Annotated in this window: 35 protein-coding genes, 4 tRNA genes and 3 rRNA genes; all 42 read right to left on the bottom strand. The window is 45.8% G+C overall.

Annotation, left to right across the window (positions count from 1 at the left end; genetic code table 11):
* Positions 1 to 196, bottom strand: a 16S ribosomal RNA gene (locus H595_RS0116340); the annotation flags it as partial.
* 343 nt (positions 197 to 539) lie between these two features.
* Complete coding sequence (locus tag H595_RS0116335) at positions 540 to 1,823, bottom strand: serine hydrolase (RefSeq protein WP_027672167.1); 1,284 nt, start codon at positions 1,821 to 1,823, stop codon at positions 540 to 542.
* Between the two features lie 108 nt (positions 1,824 to 1,931).
* A complete protein-coding gene (gene rplQ / locus H595_RS0116330; protein WP_027672166.1) occupies positions 1,932 to 2,330 on the bottom strand; it encodes a 50S ribosomal protein L17 in 399 nt (132 codons plus the stop codon).
* Between the two features lie 39 nt (positions 2,331 to 2,369).
* Entirely contained in the window at positions 2,370 to 3,359 is a 990-nt protein-coding gene (locus H595_RS0116325; protein ID WP_027672165.1) for a DNA-directed RNA polymerase subunit alpha, read from the bottom strand.
* A gap of 24 nt (positions 3,360 to 3,383) precedes the next feature.
* Complete coding sequence (gene rpsD / locus H595_RS0116320; protein ID WP_027672164.1) at positions 3,384 to 4,004, bottom strand: 30S ribosomal protein S4; 621 nt, start codon at positions 4,002 to 4,004, stop codon at positions 3,384 to 3,386.
* A gap of 33 nt (positions 4,005 to 4,037) precedes the next feature.
* The gene (gene rpsK, locus H595_RS0116315) at positions 4,038 to 4,427 is read right to left on the bottom strand and encodes a 30S ribosomal protein S11 (protein WP_027672163.1); all 390 of its coding nucleotides are present in this window, start codon (positions 4,425 to 4,427) and stop codon (positions 4,038 to 4,040) included.
* A gap of 11 nt (positions 4,428 to 4,438) precedes the next feature.
* Positions 4,439 to 4,795, bottom strand: coding sequence for a 30S ribosomal protein S13 (rpsM, locus tag H595_RS0116310; RefSeq protein WP_027672162.1), 357 nt, complete (start codon positions 4,793 to 4,795; stop codon positions 4,439 to 4,441).
* A gap of 134 nt (positions 4,796 to 4,929) precedes the next feature.
* Entirely contained in the window at positions 4,930 to 5,043 is a 114-nt protein-coding gene (gene rpmJ, locus H595_RS23920; protein WP_008950799.1) for a 50S ribosomal protein L36, read from the bottom strand.
* A gap of 22 nt (positions 5,044 to 5,065) precedes the next feature.
* Entirely contained in the window at positions 5,066 to 6,394 is a 1,329-nt protein-coding gene (secY, locus tag H595_RS0116305) for a preprotein translocase subunit SecY (protein ID WP_027672161.1), read from the bottom strand.
* A gap of 15 nt (positions 6,395 to 6,409) precedes the next feature.
* Positions 6,410 to 6,844 carry a 50S ribosomal protein L15 gene (gene rplO, locus H595_RS0116300; RefSeq protein WP_027672160.1) on the bottom strand — a complete coding sequence of 145 codons (435 nt, stop codon included), beginning with the start codon at positions 6,842 to 6,844 and terminating at the stop codon, positions 6,410 to 6,412.
* 3 nt (positions 6,845 to 6,847) lie between these two features.
* A complete protein-coding gene (gene rpmD, locus H595_RS0116295; protein ID WP_027672159.1) occupies positions 6,848 to 7,030 on the bottom strand; it encodes a 50S ribosomal protein L30 in 183 nt (60 codons plus the stop codon).
* A gap of 6 nt (positions 7,031 to 7,036) precedes the next feature.
* The gene (gene rpsE / locus H595_RS0116290) at positions 7,037 to 7,540 is read right to left on the bottom strand and encodes a 30S ribosomal protein S5 (RefSeq protein ID WP_027672158.1); all 504 of its coding nucleotides are present in this window, start codon (positions 7,538 to 7,540) and stop codon (positions 7,037 to 7,039) included.
* 9 nt (positions 7,541 to 7,549) lie between these two features.
* On the bottom strand, positions 7,550 to 7,900 hold the full coding sequence (gene rplR, locus H595_RS0116285; protein ID WP_027672157.1) for a 50S ribosomal protein L18: 351 nt from the start codon (positions 7,898 to 7,900) through the stop codon (positions 7,550 to 7,552).
* Between the two features lie 9 nt (positions 7,901 to 7,909).
* Positions 7,910 to 8,443, bottom strand: a complete 534-nt coding sequence (rplF, locus tag H595_RS0116280) for a 50S ribosomal protein L6 (protein ID WP_027672156.1) — start codon at positions 8,441 to 8,443, stop codon at positions 7,910 to 7,912.
* A gap of 15 nt (positions 8,444 to 8,458) precedes the next feature.
* The gene (gene rpsH / locus H595_RS0116275; RefSeq protein WP_027672155.1) at positions 8,459 to 8,851 is read right to left on the bottom strand and encodes a 30S ribosomal protein S8; all 393 of its coding nucleotides are present in this window, start codon (positions 8,849 to 8,851) and stop codon (positions 8,459 to 8,461) included.
* A gap of 21 nt (positions 8,852 to 8,872) precedes the next feature.
* Positions 8,873 to 9,178 (bottom strand): 30S ribosomal protein S14, encoded by a 306-nt coding sequence (gene rpsN / locus H595_RS0116270; protein ID WP_027672154.1) that lies wholly within the window; start codon positions 9,176 to 9,178, stop codon positions 8,873 to 8,875.
* Between the two features lie 11 nt (positions 9,179 to 9,189).
* Complete coding sequence (gene rplE / locus H595_RS0116265; RefSeq protein ID WP_027672153.1) at positions 9,190 to 9,729, bottom strand: 50S ribosomal protein L5; 540 nt, start codon at positions 9,727 to 9,729, stop codon at positions 9,190 to 9,192.
* Between the two features lie 19 nt (positions 9,730 to 9,748).
* Complete coding sequence (rplX, locus tag H595_RS0116260) at positions 9,749 to 10,063, bottom strand: 50S ribosomal protein L24 (protein WP_027672152.1); 315 nt, start codon at positions 10,061 to 10,063, stop codon at positions 9,749 to 9,751.
* A gap of 9 nt (positions 10,064 to 10,072) precedes the next feature.
* Positions 10,073 to 10,441 carry a 50S ribosomal protein L14 gene (gene rplN / locus H595_RS0116255; RefSeq protein WP_027672151.1) on the bottom strand — a complete coding sequence of 123 codons (369 nt, stop codon included), beginning with the start codon at positions 10,439 to 10,441 and terminating at the stop codon, positions 10,073 to 10,075.
* A 165-nt stretch (positions 10,442 to 10,606) separates the two neighbouring features.
* Positions 10,607 to 10,861, bottom strand: coding sequence for a 30S ribosomal protein S17 (rpsQ, locus tag H595_RS0116250; RefSeq protein ID WP_027672150.1), 255 nt, complete (start codon positions 10,859 to 10,861; stop codon positions 10,607 to 10,609).
* Positions 10,861 to 11,052, bottom strand: coding sequence for a 50S ribosomal protein L29 (gene rpmC / locus H595_RS0116245; RefSeq protein ID WP_008224486.1), 192 nt, complete (start codon positions 11,050 to 11,052; stop codon positions 10,861 to 10,863). The genes rpsQ and rpmC overlap by 1 nt, the downstream gene beginning before the upstream one ends.
* Positions 11,052 to 11,465, bottom strand: coding sequence for a 50S ribosomal protein L16 (gene rplP, locus H595_RS0116240; protein WP_027672149.1), 414 nt, complete (start codon positions 11,463 to 11,465; stop codon positions 11,052 to 11,054). The genes rpmC and rplP overlap by 1 nt, the downstream gene beginning before the upstream one ends.
* Before the next feature lie 12 nt (positions 11,466 to 11,477).
* The gene (rpsC, locus tag H595_RS0116235) at positions 11,478 to 12,191 is read right to left on the bottom strand and encodes a 30S ribosomal protein S3 (protein WP_027672148.1); all 714 of its coding nucleotides are present in this window, start codon (positions 12,189 to 12,191) and stop codon (positions 11,478 to 11,480) included.
* 9 nt (positions 12,192 to 12,200) lie between these two features.
* Positions 12,201 to 12,533, bottom strand: a complete 333-nt coding sequence (rplV, locus tag H595_RS0116230) for a 50S ribosomal protein L22 (protein WP_019677721.1) — start codon at positions 12,531 to 12,533, stop codon at positions 12,201 to 12,203.
* Positions 12,534 to 12,543: 10 nt separating this feature from the next.
* On the bottom strand, positions 12,544 to 12,822 hold the full coding sequence (gene rpsS, locus H595_RS0116225) for a 30S ribosomal protein S19 (protein WP_008950795.1): 279 nt from the start codon (positions 12,820 to 12,822) through the stop codon (positions 12,544 to 12,546).
* Between the two features lie 16 nt (positions 12,823 to 12,838).
* On the bottom strand, positions 12,839 to 13,663 hold the full coding sequence (gene rplB, locus H595_RS0116220) for a 50S ribosomal protein L2 (RefSeq protein ID WP_027672147.1): 825 nt from the start codon (positions 13,661 to 13,663) through the stop codon (positions 12,839 to 12,841).
* A 16-nt stretch (positions 13,664 to 13,679) separates the two neighbouring features.
* Positions 13,680 to 13,982 carry a 50S ribosomal protein L23 gene (gene rplW, locus H595_RS0116215; protein WP_027672146.1) on the bottom strand — a complete coding sequence of 101 codons (303 nt, stop codon included), beginning with the start codon at positions 13,980 to 13,982 and terminating at the stop codon, positions 13,680 to 13,682.
* Entirely contained in the window at positions 13,979 to 14,584 is a 606-nt protein-coding gene (rplD, locus tag H595_RS0116210; protein WP_027672145.1) for a 50S ribosomal protein L4, read from the bottom strand. The genes rplW and rplD overlap by 4 nt, the downstream gene beginning before the upstream one ends.
* 18 nt (positions 14,585 to 14,602) lie before the next feature.
* The gene (rplC, locus tag H595_RS0116205; protein WP_027672144.1) at positions 14,603 to 15,241 is read right to left on the bottom strand and encodes a 50S ribosomal protein L3; all 639 of its coding nucleotides are present in this window, start codon (positions 15,239 to 15,241) and stop codon (positions 14,603 to 14,605) included.
* Positions 15,242 to 15,270: 29 nt separating this feature from the next.
* Positions 15,271 to 15,582, bottom strand: coding sequence for a 30S ribosomal protein S10 (gene rpsJ / locus H595_RS0116200; protein WP_008899121.1), 312 nt, complete (start codon positions 15,580 to 15,582; stop codon positions 15,271 to 15,273).
* A 223-nt stretch (positions 15,583 to 15,805) separates the two neighbouring features.
* Positions 15,806 to 16,666, bottom strand: a complete 861-nt coding sequence (locus H595_RS0116195) for a phospholipase A (RefSeq protein WP_027672143.1) — start codon at positions 16,664 to 16,666, stop codon at positions 15,806 to 15,808.
* A 14-nt stretch (positions 16,667 to 16,680) separates the two neighbouring features.
* Positions 16,681 to 18,420 (bottom strand): acyl-CoA dehydrogenase, encoded by a 1,740-nt coding sequence (locus H595_RS0116190; RefSeq protein WP_027672142.1) that lies wholly within the window; start codon positions 18,418 to 18,420, stop codon positions 16,681 to 16,683.
* 163 nt (positions 18,421 to 18,583) lie between these two features.
* Complete coding sequence (tuf, locus tag H595_RS0116185; RefSeq protein WP_027672141.1) at positions 18,584 to 19,768, bottom strand: elongation factor Tu; 1,185 nt, start codon at positions 19,766 to 19,768, stop codon at positions 18,584 to 18,586.
* Positions 19,769 to 19,840: 72 nt separating this feature from the next.
* Positions 19,841 to 19,916: transfer RNA gene (locus H595_RS0116180), tRNA-Thr, on the bottom strand.
* An 11-nt stretch (positions 19,917 to 19,927) separates the two neighbouring features.
* Positions 19,928 to 20,002: transfer RNA gene (locus H595_RS0116175), tRNA-Gly, on the bottom strand.
* 31 nt (positions 20,003 to 20,033) lie between these two features.
* Positions 20,034 to 20,118 (bottom strand) — tRNA-Tyr (locus tag H595_RS0116170).
* A gap of 10 nt (positions 20,119 to 20,128) precedes the next feature.
* Positions 20,129 to 20,204, bottom strand: a tRNA-Thr gene (locus H595_RS0116165).
* 111 nt (positions 20,205 to 20,315) lie between these two features.
* Positions 20,316 to 21,011 (bottom strand): type III pantothenate kinase, encoded by a 696-nt coding sequence (locus H595_RS0116160; protein ID WP_027672140.1) that lies wholly within the window; start codon positions 21,009 to 21,011, stop codon positions 20,316 to 20,318.
* Position 21,012: 1 nt separating this feature from the next.
* Positions 21,013 to 21,996: a bifunctional biotin--[acetyl-CoA-carboxylase] ligase/biotin operon repressor BirA gene (gene birA, locus H595_RS0116155; protein ID WP_027672139.1), complete on the bottom strand. Its 984-nt coding sequence runs from the start codon at positions 21,994 to 21,996 to the stop codon at positions 21,013 to 21,015.
* Complete coding sequence (gene murB, locus H595_RS0116150; RefSeq protein WP_027672138.1) at positions 21,993 to 23,003, bottom strand: UDP-N-acetylmuramate dehydrogenase; 1,011 nt, start codon at positions 23,001 to 23,003, stop codon at positions 21,993 to 21,995. Before murB ends, birA begins: the two co-directional genes overlap by 4 nt.
* Before the next feature lie 105 nt (positions 23,004 to 23,108).
* Positions 23,109 to 23,223: ribosomal RNA gene (gene rrf / locus H595_RS0116145) — 5S ribosomal RNA — on the bottom strand.
* Positions 23,224 to 23,319: 96 nt separating this feature from the next.
* Positions 23,320 to 23,438: ribosomal RNA gene (locus H595_RS0116140) — 23S ribosomal RNA — on the bottom strand; the annotation flags it as partial.

The following is a 23,438-nucleotide window of genomic DNA, read 5'->3' as shown; positions in this document are numbered from 1 at the left end:
CACACTTTGGTCCGTAGACATTATGCGGTATTAACAGTCGTTTCCAACTGGTATCCCCCTCTATCGGGCAGCTCCCTATACATTACTCACCCGTCCGCCGCTAAATCAGGTAGCAAGCTACCCTCATTCGCTCGACTTGCATGTGTTAGGCCTGCCGCCAGCGTTCAATCTGAGCCATGATCAAACTCTTCAATTAAAGTTCTTTCTGTCCCGAAGGACTGCTCAGTCTTACTGACTTAAAACATTTCTGTAGTGTCACTCAACTGATAAATTTCATTTTAGTGAAATCCATCATAAGTGCCCACACAGATGATTGATTGCTAATTGTTAAAGAGCGTGCACCAGAGTCAAACTCGATGATGCGAGGTTTTCACCTCAGTCAGACGTTTTCTGCTTTCGCTTGCTGACGTCTGTGTGGTGCGCATTATAGAGATCGCAGCAAACTGATCAAGATCTTTTTTACAGAAATATGATCGTTCGAACACTTTTTGTGCAAAAACATATAAAACGTTGGTTTTCTGTATGTTATTTAAACGGATCTAGGGGGATTTACTGATGATCTTTTTAATATCGGTAAGATCTGGCCTAATAGGTTTAGCTCTGTTGAGTTCATATTGATATATGTAGTTACCTAACTCATTGAGAAACGGATATGCAACTTGTTTGGTTTCATATTGGTCATCGTTAAGGATGTCGTTTTTGTTAGTATAGATAACCGCTGTAAGAAAGAACTCTACCTGATTTTCTATATCGACAAAATAACCGCCGTCAACAATGTGTCCGTAAGCCCAACCGGTTTTGTTAAAAATACGAATATTAGCGGGAAGTGACTTCGGCTCACCGGCAAACATGAGGAATTTAGAATAATTGTCTGGAAAATGTTCTGTATTGTAACTCGGATAATCACTCTCTGACGGCAGCATAGACATATAACGCAAGACAAACTCTCTATCTTTGCTTGATAAAGCAAACTGCTGCTGTTTACTGAATAATTCCGGGAACACCAAACGCTTTATTACACCATCAAAATTAGCCAGACTCTGGCGGTTTTTTGCAGTGAAATCCATCGGTTGATCGATATAATTCCCATTATCGATATATCCTTTACCAAAAGTGGCTTCGGCTTTGTTGCGGAAAACGCTTACAGATTCCCTTGCTGGCAGCGCTAATAATAGAGTGTTATCTAAGCCGATAAATCGAATTGGATTGTATTGCCGGTTTTGCTGCTCCGTTAAAGATGTGCTTAAACGATGAGTAATCAAACTATTTGTTAAGCCTTTCTCTGCTAATTTAACATTTATCCTTTCCTGGCCTAATAGTTCATATAACCGGTTACTGGCATCATTATCACTTACCAATAGTATTTTCTTAATATAATGCGCCATACTCGGTAATTTTGTCGCTGAAGTATCATCTATATGTGCGGCAGTTTGCCATGGCAGTGCGGCGTCGGTGAACATGGTAGTCTCAGTGGTAAGTTGCTCCACATTTTGCTCGTTCAGCCATTCAAGAGCAAGTAAAGCTATAGGCAGCTTTACTGAGCTGGCTGGATAGAAATACCGGTTCTCATCGACATTATATTGGTAGTAACTGAGGTGAGGTTTATTCTGTGTATCGCGATCTATTTGCGTATAAATTATTTGTACTTTGTAAGGGGCTGGATCCGCAAAAACTTTTTGTAGCATAGGATACGTATCAGGAACTTTGTTTAATAAAGATGAAAAGTTATGGCATGCCGAGGTATTGTTTAGTTGAAAGCAGTCAGCAAGTGCTGCAGGGACAAATAACAATGCATATATAATGTATAAACGAAATTTTTGCATAAACCATTACCTAATTAACTGAATAAAATAATCATATCGGTACTTGGTAGCAAAAACAAACAGACATAAAAAAGCCGGGCATAGCCCGGCTTTTTACTTAGGAGTAGCTTACTCTGCAGCAGTTTCTTCAACTGGCAGTGCATCCACTTCTGGACGATCTACTAACTCAATGTAAGCCATTGGTGCGTTGTCGCCTGCACGGAAGCCACACTTAAGAATACGAGTGTAACCACCTGGACGAGCGTTGTAACGCGGGCCCAAAACATTGAACAACAAACCAACTACTTCTTTATCACGAGTACGAGCAAAAGCAAGACGGCGGTTTGCAACGCTGTCATTCTTTGCCAGTGTGATCAATGGCTCAATCACACGACGTAACTCTTTTGCCTTTGGCAAAGTCGTTTTGATGATTTCGTGCTTCACCAACGAACTTGCCATATTGCGGAACATTGCCGTACGGTGGCTGCTGTTCCTGTTTAATTGACGACCACTCTTGCGATGGCGCATGATCTATTCCTTCTCACTAAACCAGAAACTGGTATCTGATTAGTCTTTATTTACCAGACTCGCTGGCGGCCAGTTCTCTAGGCGCATGCCAAGTGATAAACCGCGTGAAGCCAGCACGTCTTTGATTTCGGTAAGCGACTTTTTACCCAGGTTAGGTGTTTTAAGTAACTCAACCTCGGTACGCTGAACCAGATCACCAATGTACTGAATCTGCTCTGCCTTCAAGCAGTTAGCAGAACGAACTGTTAATTCCAAATCATCGACCGGACGTAACAGAATCGGATCAAACTCCGGCTTCTCTTCGCGCTTTTCCGGTTCGCTCTTATCACGCAGCTCTACGAAGAATTCTAACTGTTCAGCTAAAATCGTTGCTGCGCGGCGAATGGCTTCCTCTGGCTCAACAGTGCCGTTGGTCTCCATATCGATAATCAGTTTGTCCAAATCAGTACGCTGTTCTACCCGCGCTGCTTCAACAGAATAAGCTATACGCTCAACCGGGCTGAAAGACGCATCCAGTAACAGACGACCAATAGGACGCTCGTCATCATCTGAGGACAAACGCGCTGATGCAGGCACATAACCACGACCACGTTCAACTTTCAGGCGCATACTGAATTCAGTTTCACCAGTCAGGTTGCAAATTACGTGCTCTGGGTTAGTAATAACCACACCGTCGCCATGCTGGATGTCTCCAGCAGTTACAGGGCCAGCACCTTTTTTCGTTAAAGTCAGCGTGACTTCATCTTTGTCTTCCAGGCGAACGGCAAGGCCTTTCAGGTTCAGAAGGATATCTATGATATCTTCCTGCACACCCTCTTTGGCACTGTACTCATGGAGCACGCCGTCTATTTCAACTTCAGTCACTGCACAACCTGGCATTGACGAAAGTAAAATACGACGTAGCGCGTTACCCAAGGTATGCCCGAAACCGCGCTCTAGTGGTTCCAAAGTAACTTTGGCACGAGTAGGGTTGATCTTTTCGATACCAACTAATCTCGGCTTAAGGAATTCGGTGACAGAACCCTGCATTGTACCCTCTCTTAACAATTAGCTTTACTTAGAGTAAAGCTCGACGATTAACTGTTCGTTGATGTCCGCAGACAAGTCTGAACGCTCTGGCAGACGTTTGAAAACGCCTTCAAGCTTCGTGTTGTCAACTTCGATCCAAGTTGGTTTCTCACGTTGTGCAGCTACTTCAAGCGCAGCGCCGATACGGGCTTGCTTTTTCGCTTTCTCACGAACAGAGATCACTTGTTCAGGTAATACTTTGTATGATGGAATGTTCAGCACTTGGCCATTAATCATAATAGCTTTGTGGCTAACCAATTGGCGTGCTTCTGCGCGCGTACTGGCCAGACCCATACGGTATACTACGTTGTCTAAACGTGACTCTAACAACGTTAACAGGTTTTCACCTGTATTACCTTTCAAACGAGCAGCTTCCTTGTAATAGTTACGGAACTGCTTTTCTAATACGCCATACATACGACGTACTTTCTGTTTCTCGCGTAACTGTAAACCATAGTCTGATAAGCGACCACGACGAGCGCCGTGCTGACCAGGTGCTGTGGTTAAGTTACACTTTGAATCGATTGCTCTTACGCCGCTCTTCAGGAACAGATCTGTACCTTCGCGACGACTTAGTTTGAGCTTAGGACCCAAATATCTTGCCATCTTCTTTCTCCAATAATCCGTGAAGCGCTGTAATTACACGCGACGTTTTTTAGGTGGACGGCATCCGTTGTGCGGGATAGGCGTCACGTCGGTGATATTTGTGATCTTGTAACCAGCGGCGTTCAGTGCACGAATCGCTGATTCGCGGCCTGGGCCAGGTCCATTCACAAACACTTCAAGGTTCTTAACACCATATTCCAGCGCAGCAGTACCTGCACGCTCTGCAGCTACCTGAGCAGCGAACGGAGTAGATTTACGTGAACCACGGAAACCTGAACCACCTGCAGTCGCCCAGCACAGTGCATTACCCTGACGATCAGTAATCGTCACGATGGTGTTGTTGAAAGAAGCATGGATATGAGCCATACCGTCAGAAACTTGCTTTTTTACCCGTTTACGAGTACGAACTGGTGCTTTAGCCATGTTGAATCACCTTATTTCTTAATCGCTTTACGTGGGCCCTTGCGGGTACGCGCATTAGTTTTAGTGCGCTGACCACGAACCGGCAGACTGCGACGGTGGCGAAGGCCACGGTAACAACCAAGGTCCATTAAACGCTTAATGTTTAATGTGATTTCACGACGCAAGTCACCTTCAACGGTGTATTTTGCAACTTCGTCACGAAGCGTATCTAGTTGTGCATCAGATAAAGACGCAATTTTAGTACTTTCTTCGATTCCCACTGCAGCTAAAATAGATTTAGCGCGGGTTTTACCGATACCATAAACATAGGTCAAAGAGATGACCGCATGCTTATTATCGGGGATGTTAATGCCAGCGATACGGGCCACTAACGTTCTCCTATAATAGAGTTTAAAGATGCCAATTTGAAAAGCCCGTAAGGATACTCAAATGGCGCTTATAATGCAAACGATAAAGGGGCTAAACCTATCGATTCAGCCCGCAATATCATTTTATTCTGCTATTAGCCTTGGCGCTGTTTATGCTTTGGCTCACTGCAAATTACGCGAACTACGTTATTACGCTTGATCACTTTGCAGTTACGGCAGATCTTCTTAACGGAAGCTCGTACTTTCATAACTTAACTCCGCAAATATATCTTAACGGCTATAGCCTTTAAGATTTGCCTTTTTAAGCACAGAATCATACTGATGAGACATCAGATGGGTCTGTACCTGTGCCATAAAGTCCATTATAACGACAACGATAATCAGCAGTGATGTACCACCGAAGTAGAACTGAACGTCCCACGCTACCATCATGAACTCAGGTACTAAACAGATAAAGGTAATGTATAGTGCGCCCGCTAGGGTTAACCGTGTCATCACTTTATCAATGTATTTTGATGTCTGTTCACCAGGTCTTATGCCAGGAATAAAGGCACCAGATTTTTTCAAGTTATCTGCTGTATCACGTGGGTTAAACACCAACGCAGTATAGAAGAAACAGAAGAAAATAATGGCCGCAGAGTATAACATCATATACAACGGTTGTCCCGGAGATAATGTTAACGCTAATTCCTGTAAGAAGTTAGCTACTACGCCTTCACCTGAGCCAAACCAACTGGCAATCGTTCCAGGAAACAGAATGATGCTAGAAGCAAATATTGGTGGAATTACACCAGCCATATTTACCTTTAATGGTAAATGGCTACTTTGCGCGGCAAAAACCTGACGGCCCTGCTGACGCTTTGCATAATTGACCACAATCCGACGCTGGCCGCGTTCAAAAAACACCACAAACCAGGTAATCGCGATCACGATCACACCAATTGCAACTAACAGTAAAAAGTGCAAATCGCCTTGACGTGCCTGCTCTATCGTCTGGCCAATGGCAGACGGGAAGCCGGCAACAATACCGGTAAAGATTAGCAACGAAATACCGTTACCGATGCCGCGCTCTGTAATTTGCTCACCTAACCACATTAAAAACATGGTTCCAGTAACCAGACTGATTACTGCAGTGAAGTAAAATGCAAAGCCTGGGTTAATGACTAACCCTTGCATCATGTTTGGCAGACCAGTGGCAATACCAATAGCCTGTAACGTTGCTAAACCCAAAGTACCGTAGCGCGTCATCTGGTTAATTTTGCGCTTTCCAGCTTCACCTTCTTTTTTCAATTCTGCCATAGCGGGGTGAACCACCGTTAACAGCTGAACGATAATAGAGGCGGAGATGTAGGGCATAATACCCAACGCAAACACCGAAGCACGCTCAAGTGCGCCACCGCTGAACATGTTGAACATTTCAACGATGGTGCCCTTTTGTTGCTCGAATAACTGAGCCAGCACGGCGGCGTCAATTCCAGGAATTGGCACAAAGGAGCCTAGTCGAAACACGACTATGGCCAAAAGTACAAACAACAGGCGGGATTTCAGCTCGCTGAAACCGCCTTTTGCACTTCTTGAGTCCGAACCTGGTTTAGCCATCGCGTACTATCCTTATTATTCTTCGACTTTACCGCCAGCGGCTTCGATTGCTGCACGAGCGCCTTTAGTTGCACCTAAACCTTTAACGGTTACTGGACGAGTAATTTCGCCAGACAGGACAACTTTAGCAAACTTAACAGTACGAGAAATGATGTTAGCTTCCATCAGACTAGCTAAATCAACTACATCACCTTTCACTGCTGCAAGTTCATGCAAACGTACTTCAGCAGAAATCAATGATTTCTGTGAAGTGAAACCGAACTTAGGTAGACGCTGTTTCAGAGGCATTTGACCGCCTTCGAAACCAGGACGTACTTTACCACCTGAACGTGACTTCAAACCTTTGTGGCCACGACCAGCAGTTTTACCTAAGCCGGAGCCGATACCACGACCCACACGACGCTTGTCTTTCTTAGCACCAGGTGCCGGAGCAAGAGTATTTAATAACATCTGTTACTCCTCCACTTTAACCATGTAATACACAGCATTGATCATACCGCGAACTGAAGGTGTATCTTCAACTTCAACGGTATGGCCGATACGGCGTAAACCTAACCCAGTTAACGAGGCCTTATGCTTCGGTAAACGACCGATGCTTGACTTCGTTTGGGTTACTTTAATTGTCTTCTTCGCCATGGCAGATTACCCCAGAATGTCGTCAACGCGTAAACCGCGTTTAGCAGCTATTTGTGCTGGTGACTTTACAGACCCCAGTGCATTAATAGTTGCGCGAACTACGTTGATTGGGTTAGTTGAGCCGTAACACTTAGACAAAATGTTTTGTACACCAGCAACTTCAAGTACGGCGCGCATTGCACCACCGGCGATCAAGCCAGTACCTTCAGCAGCAGGCTGCATATAAACATTTGAACCTGAGTGAACACCACGAGTTGGGTGGTGTAACGTGTTACCGTTTAATTCAACTTGAGTCATGTTGCGACGTGCTTTTTCCATTGCTTTTTGAATAGCAGCTGGAACTTCACGTGCTTTACCATAACCAAAACCAACGCGACCATTACCGTCACCAACTACGGTCAAAGCGGTGAAGGAGAAAATCCGACCACCTTTTACAACTTTTGACACGCGGTTTACTGCAACAAGCTTCTCTTGTAAATCAGATTGTTGTTTAGCTTCTTCGTTAGCCATGAGCTACTCCTAGAACTGAAGACCGGCTTCACGCGCCGCGTCAGCCAAAGCTTGTACGCGACCATGATACTGGAAGCCACTGCGGTCAAAAGCACAAGCAGTAACGCCTTTGGCTACTGCGCGTTCGGCAATCGCTTTACCTACAGCCTTAGCAGCGTCTACGTTACCAGAGTACTTAAGTGATTCTTTAATTGAAGCTTCTAAAGTAGAAGCTGCAGCGATCACTTCAGCATTTGGTGCGATAAGCTGGGCGTAGATGTGACGTGGTGTACGGTGTACAACCAGGCGATTCGCACCTTGTTCGATAATATTTCTGCGGGTGCGTTTGGCACGGCGCAGACGAGCAAGTTTCTTATCCATCGTCCTACCCTACTTTTTCTTCGCTTCTTTACGACGCACGTTTTCATTTGCATAGCGTACACCTTTGCCTTTGTAAGGCTCTGGTTTACGGTATGCCCGGATGTTAGCGGCAACCTGACCAACTAATTGCTTGTCAGAACCTTTTACCAGTACTTCTGTCTGGGTTGGTGTTTCAATAGTGATACCGTTAGGTACCTGAAACACTACCGGGTGAGAGAAGCCAAGGCTCAGGTTTAATACTTTACCTTCTGCTTTAGCACGGTAACCAACACCGACCAGTTCCAGTTTCTGAGAGAAACCTTCAGTAACACCAGTAACTAAGTTGTTGATTAACGCACGGGCAGTTCCCGCTTGTGCGTTAGCATTGTCAAAACCATCGCGAGGAATGGTACGTAAAACGTTACCATCAACAACGATTTCAACTGCTGGGTTAACATCTAATGTTAACTCGCCGTTTTTGCCCTTAAATGACACTACCTGACCAGTTTGCGTTACAGTAACGCCTGCTGGAATAGTGACTGGGGCTTTAGCAACACGAGACATAGATTACTACCTCCGTTACGCTACGTAGCCGATGATTTCGCCACCGATACCAACCTTGCGCGCAGCACGGTCAGTCATTAGTCCTTTAGATGTTGACACGATGGCCACACCTAAACCGCCCATTACCTTAGGTAAATCGCCGCGTTTCTTATAGATACGCAGACCAGGACGACTAACACGATCGATAGTTTCAATTACAGATTTGCCCTGGAAGTACTTTAACGTTACTTCCAGTTCTGGTTTTGACTCACCAGAAACCGCGAAATCAGCGATGTAACCTTCGTCTTTTAATACTTTCGCAATTGACACCTTCAATTTTGAAGATGGCATCTTAACCGCAACTTTATTGGCTGACTGGCCGTTGCGGATGCGAGTAAACATATCCGCTACTGGATCTTGCAAACTCATAGCTCGTTACTCCCGTGATTCTTACCAGCTAGCCTTACGAAGGCCAGGAATTTCACCGCGCATCGCCGCTTCACGGACCTTGATCCGGCTCATGCCGAATTTACGCAGGTAACCGTGTGGACGACCAGTTACACGACAACGGTTACGTTGACGCGAAGGGCTTGAATCACGCGGCAACGTCTGTAACTTAAGAACGGCGGCCCAACGGTCTTCATCAGAAGTTGCTGGACTAGAAATCGCATCTCTCAGTTCATGACGCTTTGCAGCGAATTTGGCTACCAGTTGTGCACGCTTGAATTCACGCGCTTTCATTGATTGTTTTGCCATGACCCTACACCTTATTTCTTGAATGGGAAGTTAAACGCGGCAAGTAAAGCACGTCCTTCGTCATCGGTACGCGCGGTAGTCGTAATAGTGATATCTAAACCACGTACTGCGTCTACTTTGTCATAATCGATTTCTGGGAAAATGATTTGCTCACGTACACCCATGCTGTAGTTACCACGGCCATCGAATGATTTCGGGTTTACACCACGGAAATCACGAATACGCGGGATAGCTATAGAGACTAAACGCTCTAAGAATTCCCACATACGCTCGCCGCGCAGGGTCACTTTTGCGCCAATAGGGTAGCCTTCACGGATTTTGAAACCAGCGACTGACTTACGCGCCTTAGTAACCAGAGGTTTCTGGCCTGCAATAGCAGTTAAATCTGCTACAGCATTTTCAAGGATCTTTTTGTCAGCTACGGCTTCACCCACACCCATGTTGAGTGTGATTTTAACAATCCGAGGGACTTGCATGACGCTGGTGTAGCCGAACTGCTTAAACAGTTCTGGGACTACGGTGTCTTTGTAAATTTCATGCAGTTTCGCCATCGTATTACTCCAATAGCAATTAAATTACTTCGTTATTCGACTTGAAGAAACGAACTTTTTTGCCGTCTTCAAGGCGGAAACCTACACGATCTGCTTTACCCGATTTAGAGTTAAAGATCGCTACGTTTGAAACATGAATCGAGGCTTCTTTCTCAACGATACCACCTGGCTGGTTCAGAGCCGGTACAGGCTTCTGATGCTTTTTAACCAAGTTAACGCCGGAAACATAAACACGACCTTCAGCTACTAATACTTTAGTAACCTTACCGCGCTTACCTTTGTCCTTACCAGTAAGAACAACAACCTCATCATCACGACGGATTTTACTAGCCATGGTGACTCCTTACAGTACTTCTGGTGCCAGAGACACGATCTTCATAAACTTATCGCCACGAAGTTCACGTGTAACAGGCCCGAAAATACGAGTGCCGATCGGTTCCAGCTTGCTGTTTAACAACACTGCTGCATTGCGATCAAAACGGATCAAAGAACCGTCCTGACGGCGTACGCCTTTGCGTGTACGCACCACCACTGCATTTAGTACATCACCTTTTTTAACTTTACCGCGCGGAATTGCTTCCTTAACAGTAATTTTGATGATGTCACCAATTGCAGCATAACGGCGATGTGAACCACCTAAGACCTTAATACACATTACGCTGCGCGCGCCGCTGTTGTCTGCGACTTCCAGCATAGATTGCATCTGGATCATCTTAGTGCTCCGCTATTCTACTAAATAACCCTCACGGGTTACGCTGCTTACGATATAAACTACCCCCTGACAAGAGGGCGCGTGATTATAACAGCACTCTTACCAAAAAGGTAGCGCAAAATAAAAGCGGCTCCAAAAAGGAGCCGCTTTTGACATCTTAACGAATTAAGATGCTGATACGACTACAGCTACCAGGGTCCAAGACTTAGTCTTAGACAAAGGACGGCATTCACGAATAGTGACTACATCGCCTTCTTTACACTGATTAGTTTCGTCATGTACGTGCAGCTTGGTAGTACGCTTAATGAACTTCCCATAAATAGGGTGTTTCACTGAACGTTCAATCGCAACAGTAATAGACTTGTCCATTTTGTTGCTGATTACTTTACCTTGCAGTGTACGAATATTTGTTTCAGTCATTACGCACCTGCCTTCTCGGTTAAGATGGTCTTAACGCGCGCGATATCACGACGCACCTGCTTAAATAAATGCGTTTGAGCTAACTGACCAGTAGCTAATTGCATGCGCAGGTTAAACTGCTCACGTAATAAGCCCAGTAGTTCAGCGTTTAACTCTTCAACGCTTTTCGCTTTTAATTCGCTGGCTTTCATCACATTACCGTCCGCGTTACAAAGGTTGTCTTAAATGGTAGCTTAGCGGCGGCAAGTGTAAATGCATGACGCGCTAACTCTTCAGACACACCGTCCATTTCGTACAGTACTTTGCCAGGTTTAATTTGGCATACCCAGTACTCAACAGAACCTTTACCACTACCCATACGTACTTCAAGCGGCTTAGCAGTGATTGGCTTGTCTGGGAACACACGGATCCAGATTTTACCAACACGCTTAACAGCGCGCGTCATAGCACGACGTGCAGATTCGATTTGACGTGAGGTCATTTGACCACGTTCTACAGATTTCAGTGCGTAAGTACCGAAAGATACTTTATCGCCAACCAAGGATAAACCACGGTTACGACCTTTGTGCACTTTACGAAATTTTGTACGTTTTGGTTGCAACATCGCTCAATACCCCTACTTTGCCTTACGTGCCGGTTTTTTCGGCGCTTTAGGCTGGTTGTTATTGTTGGCGTTGTTGGTGTTGTTGTTCAATGGCAGAGCTCCTAAGATCTCGCCTTTGAAAATCCACACTTTAACACCAATGATACCGTAAGTAGTTAAAGCTTCTGAGGTGTTGTAATCAATGTCTGCGCGCAGGGTGTGCAGTGGCACACGACCTTCACGATACCATTCATCACGGGCAATCTCAGCGCCGCCTAAACGACCACTCACCTGTACCTTGATACCTTTAGCGCCAATACGCATAGCGTTCTGAACCGCACGCTTCATAGCACGACGGAACATTACACGACGCTCTAACTGGCTGCTGATTGAATCAGCAACTAATTTGGCATCCAGCTCAGGCTTACGGATTTCAGAGATATTAATCTGCGCAGGTACGCCAGCGATGGCAGCGACTTGCTTACGGATTTTCTCAACATCTTCACCTTTTTTACCGATGATAACGCCTGGACGCGCTGTGTGAATAGTCACACGAATGCTTTTCGCAGGGCGTTCAATATCGATCCGGCTTACTGACGCTGCTTTAAGTTCTTTAGTCAGATACTGACGAACTTTATAATCACCGTTTAAGAAATCCGGGAAGTCTTTCGTATTCGCGAACCAGGTTGAGCTCCATGGCTTAGTGATACCTAGGCGAATACCATTAGGATGTACTTTCTGTCCCATTTCTATCTCCTAGTTATCAGCTACAACCACAGTGATGTGGCTGGTACGCTTAACGATACGGTCAGCACGACCTTTAGCACGTGGCTTGATGCGCTTCATAGACGGACCTTCATCAATGAAGATGGTCTTAACTTTAAGCGTATCAATATCCGCACCTTCATTGTGCTCCGCGTTAGCAATGGCTGATAAAAGTACCTTTTTGACTAACTCAGCAGCTTTCTTCGGGCTGTAAGTTAATACATTCAACGCCTTATCTACCGACAATCCACGAACCTGGTCAGCAACCAGACGCGTTTTTTGAGCAGAAGAACGGGCAAATTTGTGTTTAGCTAATGCTTGCATCATTTACCCCTTAGCGCTTCTTGGCCTTTTTGTCGGCTGCATGACCACGGTAGGTACGAGTAGGTGCAAATTCACCTAACTTGTGACCAATCATCTCTTCCGAGACGAACACAGGTACATGTTGACGACCATTATGGACAGCGATGGTCAAACCGATCATATCAGGTATGATCATTGAACGACGGCTCCAAGTCTTAATAGGCTTCTTGTCACCGCTTTCCAACGCTTTCTCTACCTTCTTCAGCAAGTGAAGGTCAATAAATGGACCTTTCTTGAGAGAACGTGGCATGGCAATTCCTCACAAATTATTTATCACGACGACGTACGATAAGTTTATCAGTACGCTTGTTTGAACGAGTTTTGTAACCCTTCGTTGGTACGCCCCATGGAGATACAGGGTGACGGCCACCAGAAGTTTTACCTTCACCACCACCGTGTGGGTGATCAACCGGGTTCATTACCACACCACGTACGGTTGGGCGAATGCCACGCCAGCGCATAGCACCAGCTTTACCGTATTGACGTAACATATGTTCCGCGTTGCCGATCTCACCGATAGTCGCGCGACAATCTGCTAATACTTTACGTACTTCGCCACTGCGTAAACGCAGGGTAACGTACTCACCGTCACGAGCCAGAATCTGTACAAATGCGCCAGCAGAACGAGCTAACTGACCACCTTTACCTGGTTTCATTTCGATGTTATGTACTACCTGACCCACTGGAATGTTGCGCAGTGGCAGCGTGTTACCGGCTTTGATTGGTGATTCCATACCTGAAACCACTGTATCACCCGCTTTCAAGCCTTTAGGGGCCAGAATGTAACGACGCTCGCCGTCTGCATATAACACCAATGCGATGTTTGCAGTACGGTTTGGATCGTACTCTAAACGCTCAACTTTGGCCGGAATGCCATCTTTGTTGCGTTTGAAGTCAACTAAACGGTAATGCTGCTTGTGACCACCACCGATATGACGGGTAGTGATGCGACCGTTGTTGTTACGACCACCAGTTTTTGAATTTTTTTCTAACAAAGGGGCATAAGGCTTGCCTTTGTACAGGTCTGGGTTAACCACTTTTAATACGTGGCGACGACCTGGTGACGTAGGTTTACACTTTACAAGTGCCATTTCCTAACTCCTCTTCTTACTCAGCGCCGCCAACGAAATCGATTTCGCTGCCTTCTTTAAGAGTCACGTAAGCTTTTTTCCAATCGCTACGCTTGCCCATACGCGCACCAGTGCGCTTGGTCTTACCCTTAACGTTAACAGTACGCACACCAACGACTTCAGTTTCGAACAGTTTTTCAACTGCTGCTTTAACATCAGCTTTAGTCGCAGTAGTGGCTACCTTGAAAACGACTGTATTGTGTTTTTCAGCAGACACGGTGCTCTTTTCAGATACGTGTGGTGCCAAAATAACTTTCAGTAAACGTTCTTCGCGGATCATGCTAAAAGCTCCTCAAGTTGCTTAACTGCAGCAGCAGTCATTAACACTTTGTCGAATGCGATTAAGCTGACCGGGTCGATACCGTGTACGTCACGCACGTCAACCTTGTACAGGTTACGTGCAGATAAGAACAGGTTCTCATCCACTTCGTTAGTCACAATTAACACGTCTTTCAAGTCCATTGATTTTAACTTTGCAGTCAAATCTTTGGTCTTAGGCGTATCAACGGCGAAATTTTCAACCACGATTAAACGCTCTTGACGAACTAATTCTGACAGGATGCTTTGAATCGCACCACGGTACATTTTACGGTTTACTTTCTGGCTGTGATCTTGTGGCTTAGCCGCAAATGTAACACCGCCTCCGCGCCAGATTGGGCTACGGATTGTACCAGCACGCGCACGGCCAGTACCTTTTTGACGCCATGGCTTCTTGCCGCCACCGCGTACTTCAGAACGTGTTAACTGAGCGCGGGTACCCTGACGGGCGCCAGCAGCATAAGCTACAACGACCTGATGAACCAAAGCTTCATTAAACTCACGTCCAAAGGTAGCTTCGGAAACTTCAAGAACGCCTTGAGCGTCTCGTAATGCTAATTCCATCACTTATCTCCTCAGACGTTAGCTTTTAACAGCTGGTTTAACGATTACGTCACCACCGATAGCGCCAGGTACTGCACCTTTTACTAACAGCAGGTTACGTTCTGCGTCTACACGAACCACTTCAAGTGATTGCACAGTTACGCGCTCAGCACCCAAGTGACCAGCCATTTTTTTACCCTTGAATACTTTACCTGGTGATTGGTTCTGACCAATTGAACCTGGTGCACGGTGTGACAAAGAGTTACCGTGAGTAGCATCCTGAGTACGGAAATTCCAGCGCTTAACAGCACCAGCAAAACCCTTACCTTTTGATGTGCCAGACACATCAACTTTTTTCGCTTCTGCGAAAATCTCAACCGTAATTTCGCTGCCGACAGTGATGTCAGCACCTTCGTTATCTGCCAGGCGGAATTCCCACAGACCACGACCAGCGTCTACACCAGCTTTTGCAAACTGACCTGCATCTGGTTTGCTCAGGCGACTTGCCTTTACAGTACCAGCAGTCACTTGTAATGCGCTGTAACCGTTCGTTTCTGCTGTCTTAACAGCAGTTACACGGTTTGGTGTCGCTTCGATTACGGTTACTGGAATTGAAACGCCGTCTTCAGTGAAGATGCGAGTCATTCCCACTTTACGACCGACTAGACCGATAGCCATTTCCTAAACCCCTCTATAAACCTGTCTGATTAGCCCAGGCTGATTTGAACGTCAACGCCAGCAGGCAAGTCTAAACGCATCAGCGCATCAACAGTTTTTTCTGTTGGCTCAACGATGTCGATTAAACGCTTGTGGGTACGGATTTCGTACTGATCACGTGCATCTTTATTTACGTGAGGAGAAATCAATACAGTGAAACGTTCCTGGCGGGTAGGAAGTGGAATAGGACCACGAACCTGTGCGCCCGTACGCTTAGCTGTGTCAACGATTTCCATAGTTGACTGATCGATCAAACGGTGATCGAACGCTTTCAGACGGATGCGAATCCTTTGATTACTCATGTATTCAAAGCCTCAAAGAGCAAAAAGAGCAAAAATAAACACAAGCAATCCAACCCAAAAAGGGGGATGCCCATGCACCAAAGTTACGTTTGCTCCCCAATCGGGAGCACTGTAAGCGTTAAATAACTTAATATGTTACCTAACGAGCCAGTCAGAATTGTATCGACTGGCCGCGCATTATACTGAAATCAACAGATAACGCAAGCATTGCTTAAATAATGCACTACAAAATGTCATTAAGTTCAAAACCTATGCCAAAACGAGTGGTAGAACGATTATAGTCGATGAGGCTTTCGCCGTAACCATTAAAAAACTCAGCATATAAACGGATATGTTTATTAAATGGTCGAGAATACGATAAGCGCAATGCCCCCTTATTTTCACTACGTAAATTGTTTCTTAGCATCATTCGCCAGGTTGCTTGGTCCTGTTTGTACGCAGCAGACAGCTCAAACCACCCCATATATTGGGTAATATCGGGGTTGTCATCACCTTTGGGGTCTTGCGGTGTATCTTTAGGATCTTCCTTAAATCGATACCAGGGTTCAAAATTAATAAACACATTACCCACTGATGTAACCCAGCTCAGCTTCAAGCGGTTCCAACTACGCGATAGCTCACCTGCGCGACCATTTGACTGATGCGATAGGCTAAGGCTAATGATACGGCTGGCTGCTTCCTCGTAATTCTTATAATGCGGTAGCATCAGGATAAGCTCTGGTTCATAGTTGTTTTCACGAAACGGAGACGAAACGTCACTGTTATAGGCTTGCCAATAGGCCTGTTGGCTAAAAGCAAAAAACAGATAGCCTTTATCTTTATAAATTTTGGTGATTAAAGGTGTTTTCAGACTCAGTTGAAATTTCGCTTCAATATTACTAGAAGGCGCACTGTCACCATCTCGTTCCAAAGTAGAAGCAATACCATCTACATACGTAAATGGCATCAGATAGTTATTTTTATGCGGTAGCAGTGTAAACGGTGTATAAGTGTCCCACTGCTCGGCTTTCATCCTTTTGTCCAGGGCGTCTGCAGCAGAAACAGAAAACGCAAACAAACACGCCAACCCGACCAAAAATCTCATAGTTGTCCTAAGTACTAAAATTGTTCAACGGTTAACTTATCAACTAACGCTGAATCATGCCTTAATAATGATAGTAAACCATCAACTTTAGGCAGTACCCGCGTGAAGAAATAAGCAGCTGTATATTGTTTAGCTGTAATAAACGTACTGCTGTGAACCTCTACTTTCAACGCTGCAAGGTTTTTGTACCACATATAACCATAGAGAATGTAAGAAACAAGCGCCAAAAAGTCACAAGCATTAGCACTTTGCGCTCTGCTATCCTGAGCTATCACTGCTTTGGTAAACTGTACCAGCTGATCAATGTAACTTGTTAATGATATCGTTATATCTATAGGTTGCGCCAAGATGTCTTGTTTAATTTCGGCTAGTAATTTTAATAGCGCATCACCTTTGTCTGCAGCCACTTTTCGCAACATAAAATCGGCAGCCTGAATACCGTTCGTTCCTTCATATATTTGCGCAATCCTAACATCGCGTACCAGCTGTTCCATGCCCCACTCTTTAACGTAACCGTGCCCGCCAAAAACCTGCTGGGCAATGACACACGAATCAAAACCTTGATCTGTCATAAATGCCTTGGCAATCGGTGTGAGTAAGTTGGCACGCTGTGCAGATTGCTGACAGTTGTCGTATTTTGCCTTGTCTAACAATGACGCAACCCAGGTAGCAAAGGTACGACCGGCTTCATTCATCGCTTTTATATTTAGCAGCATACGACGAACATCAGCATGACCAAGGATGGACTCGGCTTTGTTTGGATCTTTTTCGCTAATACGACCTTGCAAGCGGTCTTTTGCATAGCTGACGGCATTTTGATACGCGCGCTCTGCCGCACCTAAGCCTTGGCTGCCCATGGATAACCGCTCGTAGTTCATCATGGTGAACATACATGCCAATCCACGATGTGGTTCGCCGATGAGGTAGCCCCTTGCGTCATCAAAATTTAGTACGCAGGTTGCTGAGCCATTGATACCCATTTTGTGTTCTATAGACCCAACCGTTACCTTGTTGCGCTCGCCAGCTTGGCCACTAGCGTCAGGTAAATATTTCGGCACGAGAAACAAAGAAATTCCGCGACTACCAGCGGGCGCATCAGGCAGTTTAGCAAGCACTAAATGCACAATGTTGCTGGTTAATTCGTGTTCACCGGCCGTGATAAAGATTTTACTGCCTGTAATCTGATAACTGCCGTCGTCTGTGGGTTTGGCTACTGTACGCATAATACCGAGATCTGAGCCGGCATGCGACTCTGTCAAACACATTGTACCGGACCACTCACCACTATACATCTTAGGCAGGTATGTCTTTTTTGTTGCTTCATCAGCGTGCTGTAGCAAAGCGACACAAGCGCCGGCCGTTAACCCGGGATAGAGCGAAAAAGCGATATCTGCACTACAAAGCATTTCATCAACCATCATAGATAATGCCTTTGGCATCCCCATGCCGCCAAATTCTGCATCACCGCTAAGGCCTGTCCAGCCTCCTTCACTAAGACTTTTATAAGCCGTGTGATAATGTTCTGGTAGTAACACTTTGCCATTAACCAATTTGGCACCTACTGTATCGGCGCTACTGGCGAATGGTGCAATTTGTTGTTCACAAATCTTCGCCGCTTCTTCTAGGATTGCTTTGGCTGTGTCCGCTTCAATGAGATCTGCCAACTGAGATTGCTGTTGCCAGTATTGATCTAACTGCCAAACATCGAAAAGGTTAAAATATATATCATTTAGTGGGGCTTGGTATTGGCTCATGTTGACTGCCTCTCAAACTGGACGGATGAGTTAAAGCATGGCACAGGTTTTACTTTCAAACAAGTGTTTGAATAATGAATACGCTTATGACTTAGCGTCTTTTTCGACAAAATTTAGGCAAAAAAAAAGGCCCCAACGGAGCCTTTTTTCATCAATCACTTAATTAAGCGATGATTTTTGATACTACACCAGCACCAACTGTACGGCCGCCTTCACGGATTGCGAAGCGTAAACCTTCGTCCATCGCGATTGGGCAAATCAGTTCAACAACAAACTTCAGGTTGTCGCCTGGCATTACCATCTCTACGCCTTCTGGCAATTCAACTGCGCCAGTTACGTCTGTGGTACGGAAGTAGAACTGTGGACGGTAGCCTTTGAAGAATGGTGTATGACGACCACCTTCTTCTTTTGACAATACGTACACTTCGCCTTCGAACTTAGTGTGTGGCTTGATTGAACCTGGCTTAGCAAGTACCTGACCACGTTCTACGTCTTCACGCTTAGTACCACGTAACAACGCACCAATGTTCTCGCCTGCACGACCTTCGTCTAACAGCTTACGGAACATCTCAACACCTGTACACGTCGTCGCTACAGTGTCTTTGATACCTACGATTTCTACTGTCTCACCAACTTTTACAATACCCTGCTCTACACGGCCTGTTACTACAGTACCACGACCAGCAATTGAGAATACGTCTTCAATTGGCATGATGAACGGCTTATCAATAGCACGTACCGGCTCTGGGATGTACGTATCTAACGCTTCACCCAACTCGATGATTTTCTTTTCCCACTCTGCATCGCCTTCCAGGCCTTTCAGCGCTGAACCACGAATTACTGGTAAGTCATCACCCGGGAAGTCGTAGTCTGAAAGAAGCTCACGCACTTCCATTTCTACCAGCTCTAACAGCTCTTCGTCATCTACCATGTCACACTTGTTCATGAACACGATGATGTAAGGTACGCCTACCTGACGTGACAACAGGATGTGCTCACGTGTTTGTGGCATCGGGCCGTCTGTCGCCGCTACTACCAGAATCGCGCCGTCCATCTGAGCAGCACCAGTGATCATGTTTTTAACATAGTCAGCGTGGCCTGGGCAGTCTACGTGTGCGTAGTGACGTGTTGGCGTGTCATATTCAACGTGTGACGTGTTGATTGTGATACCACGTGCTTTTTCTTCTGGCGCTTTGTCAATCTGGTCGAATGCAAATGCCTGACCGCCGTATGTCTTAGCCAGTACGTTGGTGATTGCTGCAGTTAAGGTAGTTTTACCGTGGTCAACGTGACCAATGGTGCCTACGTTTACGTGCGGTTTTACTCGTTCAAATTTAGCCTTAGCCATGAATAGACCCTTTTTAACAAACGGCGGTTATTTAATTAAGTTGGTATTTTTATAGCAAGAGAGGAGTCAAGATGGTGCTGATACCCAGAATCGAACTGGGGACCTCATCCTTACCAAGGATGCGCTCTACCGCCTGAGCTATATCAGCAACTTTTTGATTGGAGCGGGCAGCGGGAATCGAACCCGCATCTTCAGCTTGGAAGGCTGAGGTAATAGCCATTATACGATGCCCGCGGCCTACTCGTAGCTATTCGCCTGACGAAAATGGTGGAGGGGGAAGGATTCGAACCTTCGAAGGCAGTGCCGGCAGATTTACAGTCTGATCCCTTTGGCCACTCGGGAACCCCTCCACAATACTAATGGTGCCGCTTATCCGAGTCGAACGGATGACCTACTGATTACAAGTCAGTTGCTCTACCAACTGAGCTAAAGCGGCACTACGTCAGTGGGTGCGAATTCTAGTGTAATGACCGAAAGCGTGCAACAGAAAAAACCAAAAAAGCGAGAATTTCCCGCTTAAGCGCTCATTAAGTGCGCAAATCTGCGTTTACATATCAATATAACGTGCCAGTCCATGGAAAATAAGCAAAGGTTCTACAACAAGTGGCAAATCTGTGAGATAAGGTTTGAGAAACTTAGCGTCGCCGCCGGTAAGGAATAGCTTGTCGCAAGGTGTTAGCTGCCATGCTTGTTTAATCGCACCTAAAACCGCAGCTAAGCAGCCATTTTGCAAGCCTGTTACCGTATCCTGCCCCGGTTCCAGCCGGCCGTTAAACATTTCGGAATTAAATACTTTGGCGGTATTTTTTACCACTGCCTGCTGCTGCATTTTCAGGCCTGGGATAATCCAACCGCCGCCGTGCTGGCCATCTTTATTCAGCCAATCGACCGTTACCGCTGTTCCTGCATCAACGATTAGCACATTTTTTGCCGGGAACAATAACTGCGCACCTAACATCGCCAACCAGCGGTCGACACCCAGCGTCTGAGGCTGCTGATAACTGCTACGCACACCATAAGCCTGAGCTTCCGCATGTACCTGACGCCAGGGCAGATGATCCAAACCCAGCAACTGCTTAATTACTGCCACCTTTTCTTGTGATGCAACACTAGCGAAATACACGGCTTTTATCGGCAACTTAGCCAAATTATCGGGTGCTAGCTGTGGTAAAGCGGTTACTTTGCCGTGTTTAACCAACGCGGCCTTCTCACGGGTATTACCAATATCCAGCAATAAATACATGCTACTCTCCCGCACGCAAACTAAGCTCACCGCCAAAGTACGCCTGTACTCCTGCCGCAGTTTTTACCAACAAGGCTCCTTGCTTATCCACTCCGATGCAAATACCTGTTATCTCTTCCTTACCGATAAGCCTTATTGCTTTGTTGCGATATTGATTGTACTGGTCAAACTCATCAACAAAACCTGTAAAACCCTGTTGCGTGAAGTCTGCCAGCAACGTTATGAGTTGTTGTTGTAACAAGGCTACCAACTGATTGCGATCAATCACTTTTTCAGCGGCTCCGGTTAAGTCGATATACTGTTGATCTATACTGTGTAAAGCTTGCTGCGGCAGACGAATATTCATACCAATACCAATGATAACATCGCAGCCGGCGTGAGCTTGTCCTGCCAGCTCTACCAGGATACCGCACAGCTTTTTACCATCGACATAAACATCATTAGGCCATTTAACCCTGGCATCAACCTGATACTGTTGTTTGAGCAACCTTGCTATGACGATACCTACCACCAGGCTCAACCCCATAGCGGCTTGAATTCCCTGCTCCAGGCGCCAATACATCGAAAAGTACAAACTGGCGGCAAAAGGAGAATACCAATTACGGCCACGCCGGCCACGGCCTGCAGTTTGCGCTTCTGCTACTATGGTGTACCCTGGCTCTGTTACCAATCCATCCTGTATTTTTTGCATTAACTGGGTGTTGGTTGAGTCTGTTATATGTTGTACCAGAGTGTCAGCACCAGTCGCTTTACGTAACTGGCTTATTCTGGCAGCATCAAGTAAATCCAGTTGCTCAACCAAACAGTAACCACGACCTTTAACCTTGTAGATATCTAAACCTAATTGCTGTAACTGTTTAATGTGATTAGCTACAGCTGTGCGGCTTACGCCCAGCATTTCTGCCAGAACCTGCCCCGAATGAAAACTTCCTGAGCTTAGTGCACTCAGCAATTGCCGCTGTGTAACTAAACTGCCTCTACTCATCTTACAGGTTGTCCCGCGTCATTTAACATACGTACTTCAACCTCTAACTGAATATTGTACGCAGACAGCACTTGCTGCTGCACTGCAGTTACAAGTTGCTCTAACTGTGCCGCTGTGCCTGCGCCCTCGTTAACGATGACCAGCGGTTGTAGTTTGTAGCATCCAACCTCACCATAATGCTTACCTTTGAAGCCTTGTTGTTCTATTAACCAGGCAGCAGGAATTTTTACTGTGTTGTCAGGCTGGCTAAAACCCGGCATATCCGCATATTTGCTTTTCAGCACAGTATAGTGCTGCAAGGCAATAACCGGGTTCTTAAAAAAGCTGCCGCAATTAGCCAAAACTGCAGGATCCGGTAACTTACTGCTACGCACGGCAACAACCTGTTCAAATATAGTATTGATAGCAGCGTCAGCAGGCAGTTGATCCAACCCGTTATAGCCAAGCACAGGATTAGACTGCTTACTAAGACAGAATCCCACGGCAACGATAACGCCTTTGCCTGCTAAGGCATGTTTAAACACGCTATCACGGTAGCCAAACTGGCAACGTCCTGCAGCAATACGCTGCACTTTACGCTGTTGCCAATGGTAAAAATCAACATACAAGCAGCTATCGGCAAGTTCCACACCGTAAGCGCCGATATTTTGTACCGGCGCAGCCCCCACAGAACCCGGAATAAGTGCCAGATTTTCTATACCCCACAGCTGTTGTTCAACCGCCCAGCTAACCAACTGATGCCAGCTATGACCGGCTTCAACATGCACTAAAACATGGTCAGCACCCAGTTCAGTAAGCGTTTTGCTTTCTGCGACAAACCGACAGACCGGTGCAGTAAGATCCTGCAAAAAAATAGTATTACTGCCTTCCCCCAGCACTACAGGCGCAGTTTTAGCAGTAAAGCTGTGCAATTCACTGACAGAGTTAAACTCATGAACAGTGCTTAATGTGGCATCAAAACGAAAAGTAGAATAAGGAACAGCAGATATATTAATTAAAGTGCGCATGATTAAGCCGGTTAATGCGAATGCCATCATTGTAATGATGTGATTGGTGAAGCGCAAAGCAAAAAGCCCGACTCTTTCGAGACGGGCTTGTTTACTTAATTGGGAGCCTGGCGGTGAACTACTCTCGCATAGCGAATGCTACACTACCATCGTCGCAGCTGCGTTTCACTTCTGAGTTCGGAATGGGATCAGGTGGTTCCACAGCGCTATTGCCACCAGGCAAAAACTGTTTATGCTCTTTAACTTAGCAGGCTGATGAGTATTTACACACTGTACTTTCTTAGCGCTTTATCACGCAAAACATCTTGGGCGTTGTATGGTTAAGCCTCTCGGGCAATTAGTATGAGTTAGCTTAACACATCACTGCGCTTCCACACCTCACCTATCAACGTTGTGGTCTCCAACGACCCTTTAGCAGACTTAAAGTCTGAGGGA

Source organism: Rheinheimera baltica DSM 14885 (assembly GCF_000425345.1).
In the GTDB taxonomy this organism is placed as follows: Bacteria; Pseudomonadota; Gammaproteobacteria; order Enterobacterales; family Alteromonadaceae; genus Alishewanella; species Alishewanella baltica.
Note: the sequence above shows the minus strand (reverse complement) of the source record. Positions and strands in the feature narration are given on the sequence as shown.